Genomic DNA, 14,390 nt, shown 5'->3' with positions numbered 1-14,390 from the left:
GAGTATGTGAGTCAAGTATTTTTTGATGCCTGCACCGGAGCCACGCCGTCGCCCGGCGGCAGCAATGCGGGGCGAGCTGAAGTTTCCGGCGTCGCCTCAGTAGGTGGCGCGTCCGCCCGAAAGATCGAAAGTGGCGCCGGTGGTGAAGGAATTCTCGTCCGAGAGCATGAAGGCGACCATCGCCGCTGCCTCCTCCACCTCGACGAATCGGCCGCGCGGCACCTTGCCAAGCATGTAGGTCACCTGGGCCTCGGTGAGCTGCTCGAGGATGCGGGTGCGAGCGGGCGAGGGGGTCAGCGCGTTGACGGCGATGTCATGGCCGGCGAGCTCCTTGCCGAGCGACTTGGTAAGCGCCAGCACGCCGGCCTTGGCGGCCGAATAGGCGGCGGCGTTGGGATTGCCTTCCTTGCCGGCGACGGAGGCGACGTTGACGATGCGGCCGTAGTTGCGGGCGATCATGCCGGGCACCAGGCGCCGGCAGCAGTAGAAGACACCGTTGAGGTCGATGTCGACGATCTGCCGCCAGGCGGCGGGGTCATAGTCCACCACGGTCGCGGCCGGCCCGGCAATGCCGGCATTGTTGACCAGAAGATCGACAGACCCAAGCGCCTCCTCGGTCTCGGTGGCGGCGCGGTCGACCGCCTCGATCTGTGACTGGTCGCAAAGGAAGGTTTTCACGCGGCCAAGCGGCGAAAGCTCGGCGACGGCGCTTGTCATCGCGGCCTGGTCGATGTCCCAGATAGCGACGCTTGCGCCCGAGACGAGCAGGCGGCGGGCGACGGCAAGGCCGATGCCTCGCGCGCCGCCCGTCACCACGGCGGCACGGCCAGAGAGATCGACGACGTTCAAACGGCGGTTCATGGTATTCTCCTCCCCCCTTGCATTGATACTGCGTGTCAGTCCCTGACGTTTCGCGCCACCAGCTTGGCTACGCTTGGCCCAACGAGCAGCACGACCAGGAAGCGGGCCGACTGCAGCGCCATGACGAAGGAGATATCGACGTTCTGCGCCGCGGCGGCGATGATGGCGACGCTGTCCATGCCGCCGGGGCTGGTCGCAAGATAGGCGGTCAGCGGGTCGATGCCGAGCACGCGGCTGATGACGAAGGCCATGCCGCCGCAGAAGGCGATCAGCGCCGCGATCGAGGCGATGATCTGCGGCAGCGCGCGTGCCGCGTGGCGCAGGATCGGCCGGGTGAAGTTCAACCCGATCGACCAGCCGACCATCGCGTAGCTTAAGGCCAGCAGCCAGGGCGGCAACTGCATCTGCACGCCGAAGCCAAGATGGATCACGGCGCCGAAGATGAAGGTGCCGAGGAAGAAGGGCGAAGGCAGCCTCAGCAGCTTTCCGAGCAGGCCGCCGACGATCGCGATGCCGATGGCGGCGAAGGCCGATGGGTCGATCGGCGGAAACCAGATGATGGGCGGCACTTCGACGCCCGACGTGTCGACCCACATCTTGGCGACCAGAGCCGCCGTCATCGAGACGAAGATGACGCGCAGATATTGCATGAAGGCGACGAGGCGCTGATCCGCGCCGAAGGCGCCGGCCATCAGCACCATGGCGGTGGCCGCGCCCGGCGAGGAGCCCCAGACGGCGGTGGTGCCGGGCAAGATACGCCAGCGGCTGATCAGCCAGCCAAGCAGGCTGGAGGCGGCGACGGTGGCGATCACCACCGCGAAGAAGAGCGCCCATTCGGCGTAGAAGACCGGAAAGATGTCGACCGAGATCGAATTCGCCACCAGGCAGCCAACCACAGCCTGGGCGGAGCCGAACAGCGGGCGGGGCACGCGCACCGTGGCGCCGTTGGTGCCGGCAAGGATCGCGGCCATCATCGGGCCGATCAGCAGCGCCGCCGGCAGGGCGGCCAATTCCAGCGCGCCGGCAAGGAGCAGCGAGAACACGACCAGCACCAGCCACTGCCGCGGCGGGCGCAATCGCGCCATGCGTTCGACGAGCGGTTGGTCCGGGGACGATTGTTCCGGCGAGGAGTCCATACCCGGCTCTTAGAGCAATTCCGGGAAAAGTGTGAAACGATTTTCGGGCCGGATTTGCGTCAGAACAGAGATAAAGCGATCCCGTGAAACGATGAGCCACACTCCTAGTTGGTGCCGCCTTTTTGTTTTGTGGTGATGACGGCAGCAGGCGCCACCGGCGTTTCGGCTGCTGCTGCCGGGGCCGGAGCCTGGGGACTGTCCGGCGCCTGAGGGCTGTTGTTACCGAGATCGACCGAGATGCCGAAGAGCTTCCACTGGTGGTCGGCGGGAGCGAAAAGCAGCTCGAAGTTCAGCCGCAGGGGTACGGATGGGAAGAAGCCCGCCATGTGCAGCATGCCGTTGGTCTCGATCTGCGGCAGCAAGGTCAGCTGCGGCTCCAGCACGGCGACGCCGGCGAGGTCGATGCCTCGTTTGCGCTGGCTGGCGAATATCTCGGCCAGCTGCGCGGCGGTGTTGGCCTGGAGGCCCGGGGCGCCGAGGTCGCGCAGCACGGTGTAGTTGCCGGTCTTGTTCGCCTGGTCGACCGCCAGCAGCGCGGACCGCACCAGGATCAGCACGCCGTTCCTGTCGATATTGGCAGGCTTCGGCCGATCCGGTCCGGCGGATTTCGCCGCGCGTTGCGTCTTCTTCTCCTGCTGGGCCGCCTTCTCCTGCTGAGCCGCCGACGGAAGCGGCTGCGCCAATGCGAGAGGCAGTGCTATGGCGAGCAGGAGGCGGGGCAGGTTCGGCTTCATCGGGTCGCTATTGGCTTTCGGACCGGGGGCAGGCGACTGCATTGCGCCGTCGGGGCCGGTCGCAAGTCACCAGGCGTAGGTCAGGCCGGCGCGGCCGCCTACCGTGCCGGACGAGCCGACGCCGATGCCGCCATGGATCATGAAGCTTTCGCTGATACGCGCCTGGGCGGTGCCGGCGAAGGCGTTCTTTCCCTCGAAATCGCCCCAGTTGATGGAGACGGCATAGTTCTTGTCCGATGGCATCGCCGGTGCGGCCATCGCCATCGCCATGGCCGCGCCCACGAATGCCCGGTCGACGCGCCCGTCCAGCCTGGCGAAACCTTCCCCGACGCTGGCTTCCAGACCGGTCACCCGGTTGTCGAGGTTGGCGATGTCCTGCGTGTTTGTCGTCACCCGACTGTCGAGGTCGGTGATCTGGAGCGTGTGGGTGTCAAGCGTCCCCTGATGTGCGGCCAGCATCGTGTCGTGGCCATCGAGCCGGCCATCCTGCTCGACGTTCTTGGCCTCGACGCCGTCGAGCCTGCCGTCCTGCTCGGTGTCCTTCGCCGCGCCGATACCTGCCAGACTGTCGACATAGGCCTTCGTGGCCGCATCCGTTGCGGCCGTCGGCGTGCCGACATTCGTGATGCGATTGCCGCCCATGTTGATGGTCGCACCACTCGAGACCGACAGGTTGTTGCTGAATATGCCCCCTTCGATGATCGCCGCGTTGATTTGGGTCGTCCCGTTGAGGTTTACATAGGCGTTAAACGTCGCTTGCGCGCCGAAGGTGGCCTCTCCCGTCGATGCGTCCAAGTTGATCTGGCTGCCAGTGGGGCCAACTTTGATGGATGGCGCGGGAGTGAAAGCATCAGTGTCAGCATCCGAGCAATCTGAATTGATTACGATACCGACGCTTCCGTTAAAGCTACAGACCGCGTTCTCTGTGTCCCCCGCATCTCCGCCCAGGGAAACCTGTGCCGAAGCTGGCGTCATCCACGAAAAGGACATTGATAGAAACAATGCCAAGAGCAGTGCACCGCTGCTGCGGCCGGCATGACCCTCAAAGACGTTCCAAGTCGAAATCATGATCCCCTCAAGCGAAGAATCGCCGCATCTTCGGGCGGCGCGGGCCCCTTTTTTCCGCCTCTTAATCTCAAGCGCGAAGCGCTGGCGCATCGGATGTTCGTCCGATAGGCTCAATTTTAGAGCGCATCTCGGCCGGGAAGGGGGCTATGGAGCAGCAGCAACAGTTTCGCAGTGACGGAACCTGGCAGCCTCTGACACGTGAGCGTCTCGCCGACCTGATCGGATTGATCTACGACTGCACCCTCGATCCGACCTTATGGCCGGAGGCAATCCGCGCCGTCGGAGATGCCACGAACTGCTTCGCCGGCATGCTCGTCGTGACGGACCTGGAAAGGTCGGAAGTTCGGTCCGCGCATAGCTGGAACCACGATCCCATTTGGCTCGCCCGCCTTCCGGCGCATGCCGAAGAGATCGCACAACTCCAAAACGAATTCCTGGCCCGCAGCCATGGTCTTGGCGAACCAAGCGCGCCAAGCCGCGAGATCGTGGAACCCTATGAGAGCCGCTACTACAAGGAATGGGCGAAGCCTCAAGGTATCGTCGATGCCCTGAGCCTCATTGTGATACGCCAGGCTGACAGGCTTGGACTGCTGTCGCTTTCGCGGCACGAGCACTACGGCTTGGTGACGGAGGAGGACATTGCCGTCTTGCGGCTGCTTGCCCCGCACATCCGCCGCGCGGTGGCGATAGGCGATCTCATGGATATGAAAAGCCTGGAGCAGCAGGCTCTCGGAGCGACGCTCGACAGCGTGACGGTTGGTGTCGTCATTGTGGCCGAGGAGGGGCGCATTCTGCACACCAACGAAACGGCTCGCCGCATGCTCGATGCCAGATCACCGATCCTGTCGTCCGGCGGCTATCTGGCCGCCACGAATAACCAGATATCTGAAGAATTGCTCAAGGCCATCGCGGTCGCCCAGGCCGATGAAACGAGGGTCCCCGCGACAGGGGTGGGCGTGCCCCTCGGCGACGTCGATCATAAGGCAGCCGTCGCTCATATCCTGCCGCTCGCGCGCGGCCACCGCAGGACCCGGCTCATGCCCCAGGCCACCGCCGCGGTCTTCATCACACGCGACGCAGCCGCTCTGCCGACCGAGCTCGGGACAGTCGCCCGCATGTTTGGATTAACTCCCGCCGAGACACGCCAGCTCGAGCAATTGATGGCCGGGGCGACGCTCAGCAAGGCCGCGGCGGCACTGCAAGTCAGCGAAGCGACGGCCAGAACGCATCGCGAGCACATCTTTGCCAAGATGGGCGTGTCGCGGCAGGGAGATCTCGTTGCGCTCGTCAGGCGCCTCATGCCGCCAATCCGCCAGCGAAGCGCACGATAGCAATACCTGCGGGCAACCGTCGACGCGTGCTGGGCTTCAGCCCGTCTTTTGATCTGGAAGGCCAAAGCCGCCGACCGGATGGGTCTCGATCTGGAATTCGAAGCCGGCGATGAAAGGACGCGCCTTGGCGATCGCCGCCTGGACTTGCGGCAATTGCAGCGAGGCCTTGTGGCTTGCCTGGTCGGTCCACACTTCGGTGACCCAGATCGCGTCGGCATCGGCCGGGTCTGTGGCGATGATGTAGCTCAGGCAGCCGGGCAGGGCGCCGGTCGTCTCACGCAGCACATCCATGACCGCGTCGCGCTGCCCGCGTGCCGCCCGCATCTTGCCGATCAGTCCGAACATTCCCTGTCTCCCCTTCAGCGCCTGGCGTTTGACCAAACGCCAAGCGCATCAAATCTCATTTATGCAGGTCGTTGTCCCAAAACCGCTGCGCACTTTTAGGCGACCTGCATCAGGTTGCGCGGAGAGTATGCCGGTCTCGGCTCACTGCATCAACTGGCCGCCATTGACCTCGATCACCTGGCCGATGATGTAGCCGCTCAAGAGGCTGGAGGACAGGAACAGATAGGCGCCGACGCAATCCTCGGCGGTCCCGGCGCGGCCTTGCGGGATGGTCGCGACCATGGCCTTCATCTGCTCGGCGCTTGAGTAGCGTTCGTGGAACGGGGTCAAAATGGTGCCGGGCGCCACGGCGTTGACGCGGATGCCGAAGCCGATCAGCTCTTTTGCCATGCCCCGCGTCACATTGGATACGAAGGCCTTGGACGAGCCGTAGAGGCCGGCGCCGCCGCCGGCGCCGTTGCGCGCGGCGATCGAGGAGGTGTTGATGATGAAGCCGCCCTGGCGCTTCAGCCAAGGGATCGCCTTGCTCGAGGCGGTCAGCACCGATCGCGCGTTGAGATCCATCACCGCGTCGTAATGCGCTTCGGTCTGGTCGGCATAAGCGACGCGGCCGAGCATGCCGCCGGCATTGTTGACCAACCCGTCGAGCCGGCCGAAATGTTGTGCGCTCTCCTCGACCACGCGCTCGACGTCGGGGGAAACCGAAAAATCGCCCTGGGTCAGGAACACCTCGCCGCCGCCGTCACGGATGGTTTTGGCGACGCCCTCCGCGGCTTCCCGACTCGAATTGTAGTGCAGGGCGACACGGCAGTTCTGCCGGGCATAGGCCTGGGCAAGCGCGGCGCCGATCCCGGTCGAGGCGCCGGTGACAAGCACCGCCTTGCCGGCAAGGTCCGGGATGACAAGCGTGGTCGGATCAGCTGGCATGTCGATATCTCCGGGATTGCGCTGGCAATTGGTAGACGCTTGCCGGCCAGGCGTTCAAGTCCGCGCAATCAGGGCCGAAGATAGACATAGCCCTGGCGCTGCAGCTCCGCGAGCTTGACGACGCCGCCCTTGTCGGCGACCTGGAAGCCTTCGAGCAGGTCGACCAGCGCTATGTCCATGCCGCGCAACGTGTTGGCGCAGGCCTGCGGCACGAGCCCCTGCTCAACGAGGCCGGCAAACCGGCTGGACGTCGCTCCGGAAGCGCTCTTGGCCTTGAAGGCCGCGAGGGCCGGACCGTGCACGACCAGCACGATCTCGACATTGCCGCCGGTGCCCTCATAATGGTTCTTAATGTTGCCGAGGACGAAATTGACCTTATCGGCGTCGCTGAGATGATAGGCGACCTTCAGCCTGTCCTCGGCGGTGGCGGCATTCGCTTGGGGCAGACCGAAAAGGCCGGCCACTCCAGCAAGGCCGGCACGGAAAATGTCACGGCGCAACATCGCATCCTCCTCTGCTGCCGGCTTGCACACAATTTGCGTGGCTGAGGCTGCGGACCTAGACTAGCATAAATCTCGGTCACGTCCTGTCGGTGCGAGGAGAGGATCACATGACGTCGTGACGGGGGGCGCGGCGCTGGGTGCCGCGTTGTTTTTTGTCGGCGCGGCGCTTGCCGATGATGCGCCCAAGCTTCCCGAACTCAGCCCCAACAGCGCCGACGCCTGCTTCGGCCGCGTCTACGATAGCGCCCACCTCAAGGCGCATCCGCACCAGAAGGTGGCGCGCATCTTTTTCTACTATGGCCATGACCCGGTGAGCCGGCCGAACGAGGAGCCGAGCACGATCGGTAACGCAGCCTATAACGGCTTTCTCACCACCACGGTGCGCGGCGCCAGGAAGCCGGAATGGGCGGCCGGCTGGTGCAACAAAGAGGATCCGAGCGATAAGGCGAGCGGCATCCGCTGCGGCATGGAATGCGATCGCACGCTCGCCTCGCTGAAGGTCGACGACAAGGGTCGGCTGATCCTCTCCAACGTGCAGCCTGACGTGTATCTCGACGCCGGCGCGGAGGAGGATCTCGGCAAGGCGAAGTACAACGAGCAGGCATTGGGCAGCGAGGACGACAATTTCCGCCTCGATCCGATGCCGGCTGACACCTGCAAGGCAGAGTTCGCGCGCATCGATCCGATCGACCCGGCGCTGGGGGCTCCGCTGCGCGAGCGGCTGAAGCCCGACCAGCCTTTCTGCTACGGCCGCGACTACGACGACGCGCATCTGAAATCGCATCCCGACCAGATGACGCAGTCGATCCGCGTTTTCCGCGGCCCGATCGAGCTCGCTGCCTTCGTCGCCGGCGGTGATACCGCCAACTGGCCCGACGGCGCCGATATCGCTATCTCGATGACGACAAGGCAGAAGGGCGCCAAGGTCACGCAGACCTATTCCTGCCAGGGCGAGGCCGATCAGTGGCGCTGTTCGGCCAGCTCGAAGATGAGCGATTTTGCCTGCGACATCTCGCAGAAGGAGATTTTCCTCAAGCGCGGCGCCAGCGGTACGATGATGCTGGCCAACCCCAACAACGCGCTTGCCATCGTCGATCTCTGCGCGAAGGCAGCGGGCGGCAAGACGAAATCAGACGACAAGATCTATAGGCTCAATCCGATGCCGCAGCCGGCCTGCACGCCATGAGGTTTGCCAATGGCTGAAGAAGATCTTTCGCAGGATTGGAACTGGCTCGATCATGTGATCGGGACGCTTGATGACGACTTTGTCGCGGCGGCGCTGGAAAGGTCAGCAGAACAGTTGCGGCCCGCTCTCGACGACGTCTTCAGTTGATCGCCCTGGGCCCCCTGGCCGCTATCGTATGGATGAAGACTCAGACTGGTGAACTTCAGGCGAAAGGCACCGCCGTGGTGCCTTTCGGCAGCTTCGCCTCGTCATCCGGCTCGACATGGATGGTGACGCGGACCGAAGGAATCTCGGCCTTCAGCGCATCCTCGATGCGGTCGCAGATGACGTGGCTGGCGCCGACCGTCATGTCGGCGTCGACGACCAGGTGGAACTCGATGAAGGTGGCGCGCCCGGCGATGCGCGTCTTCAAGTCATGCACCTCCATCGCGCCTTTCGAATTGGCCGAGATGATGTCGCGGATCTGCATGTGCTCCTGGGTGTCGACGGCGCGATCCATCAGCCCGTTCATCGACGAGCCGATGACGTGCCAGCCCTGCCAGAGGATGTTGAGCGCGACGATTACGGCAAGCGCCGGGTCGAGGATCTGCCAGCCGGTGAGCACGGCGCCGACAAGGCCGCCGAACACACCGACGGACGTCACCACGTCAGTCATGATGTGCTGGCCGTCGGCAACCAGAGCCGGCGACTTCGCGTTCCGGCCGGAGCTGATCAGGATCCATGCCCAGATTGCGTTGATGATGGTCGCCACGCCGTTGACCGCAAGGCCTTTCCAAGGATGTTCCAGCGGGGCGGGGTGCTGCCAGGATCGCCAGACCTCGTCGAGAATCAGGAGAGCAGCGACAACAATCAGCACTCCTTCTAGCACGGCCGACAAATACTCGGCCTTGTGATGGCCGAAGGGATGGTCCTGGTCGGCGGGCTTATAGCTGACCTGGATCGCCCAGAAAGCGGCGGCCGACGCGATGACGTTGACGATCGATTCCGCCGCGTCCGAATAAAGGGCGACGGAGCCGGTGATGTACCAGGCGACGACCTTGAGAGCGAGCACAATGCCGGCGACGACGATCGACCAGAAGGCAAGGGTGGCGACCTTTTGCCTGGCCGCCGCCTTTGTCTCCGCTGTCGTCATCGTGGTCGCCGCGTTCATCCCATCGCCGCCCTAGGCGGCCTTCTCCTTGGCCTTGCGCGGCAGATGCGCAACGATGTTCTCGATGATGCGCATGCCGGCATTGTGGCCGAGCGTCATGATCGATTCCGGGTGGAACTGCACGGCGGCGATCGGCTCCTTGCGATGCTCGAAGGCCATGATGACGCCGTCCTCGGTCTCGGCCGTCACCACGAAACCGTCAGGCAGGCGCACCGGGTCGGCGAAGATCGAATGGTAGCGGCCGACCGTCACTTCCTTCGGAAGCCCAGAGAAGATGATGCCCGGCTTCGAGACGCGGATGCGCGAGGGCTTGCCGTGCATCGGGATGTGCAACTGCCGCAACTCGCCGCCATAGGCTTCGGCCAGCGCCTGCAGGCCAAGGCAGACGCCGAAAACCGGCAGGTCGCGCGCCCGCGCTCGTCTGATGGTGGCGGCGCAGTCGAAGTCCTTCGGCGTGCCCGGGCCGGGCGAGAGCACAACGAGATCGGGCTTCAGCCGCTCGAAGACCTCTTCCGGTACCGGTGTGCGCACGGTCGAGACATTGGCGCCGGTCTGGCGGAAGTAGTTGGCTAAAGTGTGGACGAAGGAGTCCTCATGGTCGACGAGCAGGATGTTGACGCCGTCGCCGACGCGCGCGGTGGTGCGCTCGGTGCCTGCGGCGTTGCCGGTCTTGGCGTCGCGGATGGCGGAGAGCATGGCGGATGCCTTCAATTCGGTTTCGGCTTCTTCTTCCTCGGGAACGCTGTCGAAGAGCAATGTGGCGCCGGCGCGCACTTCGGCGATGCCGTCCTTGATGCGGATGGTGCGCAGCGTCAGCCCGGTGTTCATGTCGCCGTTGAAGTTGACCATGCCGATCGCGCCGCCATACCAGGCGCGCGGGCTCTTCTCGTTCTGCTCGATGAAGCGCATGGCCCAGAGTTTCGGCGCGCCGGTGACGGTGACCGCCCAGGCGTGCGACAGGAAGGCGTCGAAGGCGTCCATGCCTTCGCGCAGCCGCCCCTCGATGTGGTCGACGGTGTGGATCAGGCGCGAATACATCTCGATCTGGCGGCGGCCGATGACGCGCACCGATCCAGGTTCGCAGACCCGCGACTTGTCGTTGCGGTCCACGTCCGAGCACATGGTGAGCTCGGACTCGTCCTTCTTGGAGTTGAGCAGCTTCAGGATCTGTTCTGAGTCGGAGATGGCGTCGTCGCCGCGCTTGATGGTGCCCGAGATCGGGCAGGTTTCGACGCGCCGGCCGTTTACACGCACGAACATCTCCGGCGAGGCGCCGATCAGATATTCGTTTTCGCCGAGATTGATGAAGAAGGAATAGGGGGAGGGGTTGATCATTTTCAGCTTGCGCGAAATGTCGGAGGGCTGGGTCTCGCAGCGCTCGTAGAACATCTGGCCGGGCACGACCTCGAAAAGATCGCCGCGCTTGAAGCTCTCCATGGCGCGCCGCACCAGGTTCGCATATTCGCCCGGCTCGTGGTCGCCGCGCGGCGGGATGCGGTCGGCGGTCCTGAACGGCTCGGCGGCGCCGTCGCGCGGCAGACCTTCGGTCGAAAACCCTTCGCCGGAATAGTCGTAACGATCCGTCCAGGCTTTGGTCGAATAATGGTCGACGACCAGGATCTCGTCGGGCAGGAACAGCACGAGGTCGCGCTGGCTCTGCTTGCGCTCGAGTTTGTAGTCGACCGGATCGAACTGGAAGGCGAGATCGTAGCCGAAGGCACCGTAAAGGCCGAGATTGGCGTCCTCGGCGGTCTTGAACAAAGCCGTGATGGCGCGCAGCACCGTGAAGACGGACGGAACGCGGCTGCGCTCCTCTTCGGTGAAGACGCGGCCGGGCTTTGCGACATCGAGGCGGATGAGCTTTTTCGAGGCCTCGGCGATCGTCACTTCGCTCAGCGCCGCGAGCGTCTTGCCGATCACCGGCAGCAGCGCTTCGCCGCGGGCATTCAGCGCCTCGATGCGCATGGCGCGGCCGCGCGCCGAAATCACAAGCGGCGGGTCGATGATGGCTGTGTCCCAGCGCGTGTAGCGGCCCGGATACTCGTAATTGGAGGAAAACACCGCGCCGCGGCGCGAATTCAGGCCATCGACATAGGCGTCGATCGCGCCTTCATAGGGCTGGTCATGGCGTTCGCGGGTGATCGTCACCCCGCCCGCGGTGACGAAGCGCTCGGCCCCGTTGTCCAGAACTTTAGTCGTCATTGCCGTCTCCATCAGCGTTTTGGGCAACGGACCCGGGAATGGCTTGAAAAAACAAATGGCCGCCCGGACATTCCGTTGCGGCCACCCTCTCTTTACGCACGCGCGTTCGAACCGGCCGCTGTCAGCGAGCCCACCACCAAACGGTCTTGTTCGAACGCATGTTCATGGCGACTCCCATAGCGGCGAATGGCCGGCCGCGCAACTGGATTTCACGCAGATGGTGAAGGACTGACGGTGTCAGTCCTCCAGCGTGCCGGAGCGCGCGTCGTCGCTCTTCTTGTCGCCGGCGAGCTTCAGCAGATCCTCGCCGGCGCGGATGATGCGGCGCGAACGGCGAGTCAGGATGAAGCCCGACTGCGGCGCGAACACCTCGGTGCGGCCGTCGATTTCGCCCGGCGTATGGACGATTGTCGCCAGCCTGTCACCCTTGTCAACGCGGTCGCCGGGCTTGACGTCGTAGAGGATGGCGCCGGCCTTGGGCGACGGCATCATGTCGATGTTTTCCAGCGGCACGACGGCGCCGGCGAAGTTGCTCGCCTTCGGAACGGAAGCATCCTGGATGACGCCGCGCGTCACCAGCAAGCGGTAGAGGCCGGCGGCATCGGAGGCGGCCAAAGCACCGTCGACGTCCAGCATGCCACGGTATTCGACGGTGGTGGCAACGCGGCGGTCGAAGCGCGCAACACTCGAAGGCACATTCTGATAAGGCATGATCGAGGCGCCCTCGAAGGTGCCGCTGCTGTCCTCGCTCCACAACACCACGGCATCGGCGCCCATGGCGGCCGCGCAGTCGGCCATATGCGGCCACAGGCTGGTGTGGATGTAGAGATAGGCAAGGCCTTCGTCGTCGCAGTGGAGGTCGACGACGATGTCGTTGCCGAGCGAGAGCTGGACCAGCCGGTTCTTCAGCCGGCGATCGGCGCCGCCGAGGCTGACATCCGGCAAAAGCTTGGCGTCCGGCGCGGCAAGCAGCGGGAAGGCGCGGTTGAAATTGGTGCGGGTGCCGAGGTTGAAGCGGCCCTGGTGCTCGCCGAAATGATATTGGGCCCGGCCGATCGGATTGGCCCAAGGTACGACGGTGATGGCGCCCCTGATCCGGCCTTCCGCTTCCGCCTTGGCAAGCATAGGCATCAGCGCGTCGATGGCGACGACGCCGGGCAATTCGCCGGCATGAAGCGCTGCTTGCAGGTAGGCGCTCGAAGCCGCCTTGTCCGCGCCCTCGAAGCGGAAAACCGGAAATTCGTAAGCAACGCCTTCGCTGTCGCCGGCAATGCGCTCGATCGTCTTTTGCATAAGGGGCCTCCAATAGAGAGGCCAGACATGCATGTTTGCGGCAGGGCTGTCGAGTGGTCCAGCCTGTCCGACCGTCGGCGCAGGTCGAACAATTCGCTGGCGAGACCGGCGAACGGGAGGGTGGCTGACCCCAGGCTTCAGACCAGCGGCTTCAGCTCCTGGGCGATGGTCGGCAGAAGCTCGGAGACGTTGGGGTGGATGTGCATGGCGCGCGCGAGCGTTTTGATCGGCGCCTTGGCGTACATGAGGTCGAGCACGCAGTGGATCGCCTCGTCGCCGCCCGGTCCGAGCACCGAGCAGCCGAGGATCTCTCCGGTGTCGGCGTCGGCCAGGATCTTCATGAAGCCTTGCGTCTCGCCCTTTTCGATGGCGCGGCCGACGCGGGTCATCGGCCGCTGGCCGACAAGCGCGCGGCGCCCCGATTTCTTCACCGCGGCCTCGGTCATGCCGCAGCGGCCGAGCGGCGGATCGATGTAGAGCGCATAGGCCTCGATGCGGTCGCTCACCTTGCGCGGGTCATTGTCGAAGAGGTTGGCGGCGACGATCTCGTAGTCGTTGTAGGAGGTGTGGGTGAAGGCGCCCTTGCCGTTGCAGTCGCCCATCGCCCAGATGCCGGGCACATTGGTGCGCAACTGTTCGTCGACGACGATGTAGCCGCGCTGGTCGACCTCGACGCCGGCCTTGTCGAGGCCGAGATCGTCGGTATTGGGAACGCGCCCGAGCGCCAGCAGCACATGCGAGCCGACGGCCGGCGGCTTGCCGGCGGAGAAGGTCACGGCGATCTCGTTGCCCTTTTTGGCGAAGCCGATGTCGTCGGCGCCGACATGGACGGTGATGCCTTCGTTTTCGAGGATCGACTGGATGGCGGCCGAGACGTCCTCGTCCTCGCGCCCGGTCAGCCGCGGCGCCTTCTCGATAACGGTGACCTCGGAGCCGAAGCGGCGGAACATCTGCGCGAATTCGAGCGAGATGTAGCTGCCGCCGACGACGATGAGATGGCTGGGCAGCACATCGAGGTCCATCATCGATGAATTGGTGAGGTAGGGGATGTCGTTGACGCCGGGCAGGTCGGGCACCGAGGCACGGCCGCCGGTGTTGAGGAAGATCTTTGGCGCGGTCAGAAGATCGTCGCCGACGCGAACGGCGTTGGCGGATACGAAGCGGGCGTGGCCGCGATAGAGCGTGCAGCCCTTCATCCCGGCGATCCAGCTTTCCAGGTTGCCGCGGGCGTCGTTGGTCACCTTGTCCTTGCGCGCCTTGATCCTCGTGTAATCGACCCCCACCGAACCGGAGAGTGCAACGCCATAGTCGGCGGCGCGGCGGGCGAGATGCGCCGCATAGGCGCTCGCCACCATCGTCTTGGTCGGCATGCAGCCGGTGTTGACGCAGGTGCCGCCGACAAACTTGCGTTCGACCAGCGCCACGCTCATGCCGGCGGCGTCGAGCCGGCCGGCGAGAGGCGGGCCGGCCTGGCCGGCGCCGATGACGATAGCGTCGAAACTCTTCACGCTCATGCGACCGCCGCCACGATGAGCAGGCCGCCGACGATGGCAACCGCGTCCTCGATGAAGGCGGCGGGCGGATCCTTGCCGAAGGCGGCAGCCAGCCGGCCGCGCGCTTCGGCGCCGCCCAGCGTGCCGATCACCGCGCCGAT

The 14,390-nt window shown here is 64.7% G+C and carries 14 protein-coding genes and 1 pseudogene; 3 read left to right on the top strand and 12 right to left on the bottom strand.

All coding sequences use genetic code 11. The features are described from left to right. Positions 1 to 96 precede the first annotated feature (96 nt). The 4 genes from AU465_RS26425 to AU465_RS26410 form a co-directional block, all read right to left on the bottom strand. Entirely contained in the window at positions 97 to 849 is a 753-nt protein-coding gene (locus AU465_RS26425) for an SDR family NAD(P)-dependent oxidoreductase (RefSeq protein WP_192254986.1), read from the bottom strand. Positions 850 to 896: 47 nt separating this feature from the next. After that, on the bottom strand, positions 897 to 1,997 hold the full coding sequence (locus tag AU465_RS26420) for an AbrB family protein (protein WP_192254770.1): 1,101 nt from the start codon (positions 1,995 to 1,997) through the stop codon (positions 897 to 899). Between the two features lie 104 nt (positions 1,998 to 2,101). Then, positions 2,102 to 2,773 carry a hypothetical protein gene (locus AU465_RS26415; protein WP_246506433.1) on the bottom strand — a complete coding sequence of 224 codons (672 nt, stop codon included), beginning with the start codon at positions 2,771 to 2,773 and terminating at the stop codon, positions 2,102 to 2,104. 24 nt (positions 2,774 to 2,797) lie between these two features. Continuing rightward, on the bottom strand, positions 2,798 to 3,889 hold the full coding sequence (locus AU465_RS26410; protein WP_192254768.1) for a YadA-like family protein: 1,092 nt from the start codon (positions 3,887 to 3,889) through the stop codon (positions 2,798 to 2,800). 56 nt (positions 3,890 to 3,945) lie between these two features. Between AU465_RS26410 and AU465_RS26405 the strand changes: the two genes are divergently transcribed. Beyond that, positions 3,946 to 5,130 carry a helix-turn-helix transcriptional regulator gene (locus AU465_RS26405; protein ID WP_192254766.1) on the top strand — a complete coding sequence of 395 codons (1,185 nt, stop codon included), beginning with the start codon at positions 3,946 to 3,948 and terminating at the stop codon, positions 5,128 to 5,130. Positions 5,131 to 5,166: 36 nt separating this feature from the next. On the opposite strand, the gene AU465_RS26400 is transcribed toward AU465_RS26405, so the two are convergent. The 3 genes from AU465_RS26400 to AU465_RS26390 form a co-directional block, all read right to left on the bottom strand. Beyond that, positions 5,167 to 5,475, bottom strand: a complete 309-nt coding sequence (locus AU465_RS26400) for a putative quinol monooxygenase (RefSeq protein ID WP_192254764.1) — start codon at positions 5,473 to 5,475, stop codon at positions 5,167 to 5,169. 141 nt (positions 5,476 to 5,616) lie between these two features. Further along, positions 5,617 to 6,402 carry an SDR family NAD(P)-dependent oxidoreductase gene (locus AU465_RS26395; protein ID WP_192254762.1) on the bottom strand — a complete coding sequence of 262 codons (786 nt, stop codon included), beginning with the start codon at positions 6,400 to 6,402 and terminating at the stop codon, positions 5,617 to 5,619. A gap of 68 nt (positions 6,403 to 6,470) precedes the next feature. Beyond that, a complete protein-coding gene (locus AU465_RS26390; protein ID WP_192254760.1) occupies positions 6,471 to 6,905 on the bottom strand; it encodes a DsrE family protein in 435 nt (144 codons plus the stop codon). Between the two features lie 115 nt (positions 6,906 to 7,020). On the opposite strand from AU465_RS26390, the gene AU465_RS26385 reads away from it, so the two are divergent. Next, complete coding sequence (locus AU465_RS26385; protein WP_192254758.1) at positions 7,021 to 8,091, top strand: hypothetical protein; 1,071 nt, start codon at positions 7,021 to 7,023, stop codon at positions 8,089 to 8,091. A gap of 9 nt (positions 8,092 to 8,100) precedes the next feature. Next, positions 8,101 to 8,238: a hypothetical protein gene (locus AU465_RS26380; RefSeq protein WP_192254756.1), complete on the top strand. Its 138-nt coding sequence runs from the start codon at positions 8,101 to 8,103 to the stop codon at positions 8,236 to 8,238. Positions 8,239 to 8,293: 55 nt separating this feature from the next. On the opposite strand, the gene AU465_RS26375 is transcribed toward AU465_RS26380, so the two are convergent. The 5 genes and pseudogenes from AU465_RS26375 to AU465_RS26355 all read right to left on the bottom strand — a co-directional run. Beyond that, the gene (locus AU465_RS26375) at positions 8,294 to 9,241 is read right to left on the bottom strand and encodes a cation diffusion facilitator family transporter (protein WP_192254754.1); all 948 of its coding nucleotides are present in this window, start codon (positions 9,239 to 9,241) and stop codon (positions 8,294 to 8,296) included. Between the two features lie 12 nt (positions 9,242 to 9,253). Beyond that, complete coding sequence (locus tag AU465_RS26370) at positions 9,254 to 11,443, bottom strand: anthranilate synthase (protein ID WP_192254752.1); 2,190 nt, start codon at positions 11,441 to 11,443, stop codon at positions 9,254 to 9,256. A gap of 237 nt (positions 11,444 to 11,680) precedes the next feature. Then, positions 11,681 to 12,736, bottom strand: coding sequence for a M14 family metallopeptidase (locus AU465_RS26365; RefSeq protein ID WP_192254750.1), 1,056 nt, complete (start codon positions 12,734 to 12,736; stop codon positions 11,681 to 11,683). Between the two features lie 137 nt (positions 12,737 to 12,873). Continuing rightward, complete coding sequence (locus tag AU465_RS26360) at positions 12,874 to 14,250, bottom strand: FAD-containing oxidoreductase (RefSeq protein ID WP_192254748.1); 1,377 nt, start codon at positions 14,248 to 14,250, stop codon at positions 12,874 to 12,876. Then, positions 14,247 to 14,390 (bottom strand): annotated as a pseudogene (locus tag AU465_RS26355) (DUF4126 domain-containing protein); the annotation flags it as partial. The gene AU465_RS26360 and the pseudogene AU465_RS26355, both read right to left, overlap by 4 nt.

The sequence above is a fragment of the Mesorhizobium silamurunense genome (assembly GCF_014843905.1).
GTDB lineage: Bacteria > Pseudomonadota > Alphaproteobacteria > Rhizobiales > Rhizobiaceae > Mesorhizobium > Mesorhizobium silamurunense.
This window is presented reverse-complemented; position numbering and strand designations above follow the sequence as displayed.

What these genes read in the sequence shown, in the direction of transcription:
- AU465_RS26420 (WP_192254770.1), bottom strand. Translation starts at nt 1,997, where the DNA reads ATGGACTCCTCGCCGGAACAATCGTCCCCGGACCAACCGCTCGTCGAA.
- AU465_RS26415 (WP_246506433.1), bottom strand. Translation starts at nt 2,773, where the DNA reads ATGCAGTCGCCTGCCCCCGGTCCGAAAGCCAATAGCGACCCGATGAAG.
- AU465_RS26410 (WP_192254768.1), bottom strand. Translation starts at nt 3,889, where the DNA reads ATGCGCCAGCGCTTCGCGCTTGAGATTAAGAGGCGGAAAAAAGGGGCC.
- AU465_RS26405 (WP_192254766.1), top strand. Translation starts at nt 3,946, where the DNA reads ATGGAGCAGCAGCAACAGTTTCGCAGTGACGGAACCTGGCAGCCTCTG.
- AU465_RS26400 (WP_192254764.1), bottom strand. Translation starts at nt 5,475, where the DNA reads ATGTTCGGACTGATCGGCAAGATGCGGGCGGCACGCGGGCAGCGCGAC.
- AU465_RS26395 (WP_192254762.1), bottom strand. Translation starts at nt 6,402, where the DNA reads ATGCCAGCTGATCCGACCACGCTTGTCATCCCGGACCTTGCCGGCAAG.
- AU465_RS26390 (WP_192254760.1), bottom strand. Translation starts at nt 6,905, where the DNA reads ATGTTGCGCCGTGACATTTTCCGTGCCGGCCTTGCTGGAGTGGCCGGC.
- AU465_RS26380 (WP_192254756.1), top strand. Translation starts at nt 8,101, where the DNA reads ATGGCTGAAGAAGATCTTTCGCAGGATTGGAACTGGCTCGATCATGTG.
- AU465_RS26375 (WP_192254754.1), bottom strand. Translation starts at nt 9,241, where the DNA reads ATGAACGCGGCGACCACGATGACGACAGCGGAGACAAAGGCGGCGGCC.
- AU465_RS26370 (WP_192254752.1), bottom strand. Translation starts at nt 11,443, where the DNA reads ATGACGACTAAAGTTCTGGACAACGGGGCCGAGCGCTTCGTCACCGCG.
- AU465_RS26365 (WP_192254750.1), bottom strand. Translation starts at nt 12,736, where the DNA reads ATGCAAAAGACGATCGAGCGCATTGCCGGCGACAGCGAAGGCGTTGCT.
- AU465_RS26360 (WP_192254748.1), bottom strand. Translation starts at nt 14,250, where the DNA reads ATGAGCGTGAAGAGTTTCGACGCTATCGTCATCGGCGCCGGCCAGGCC.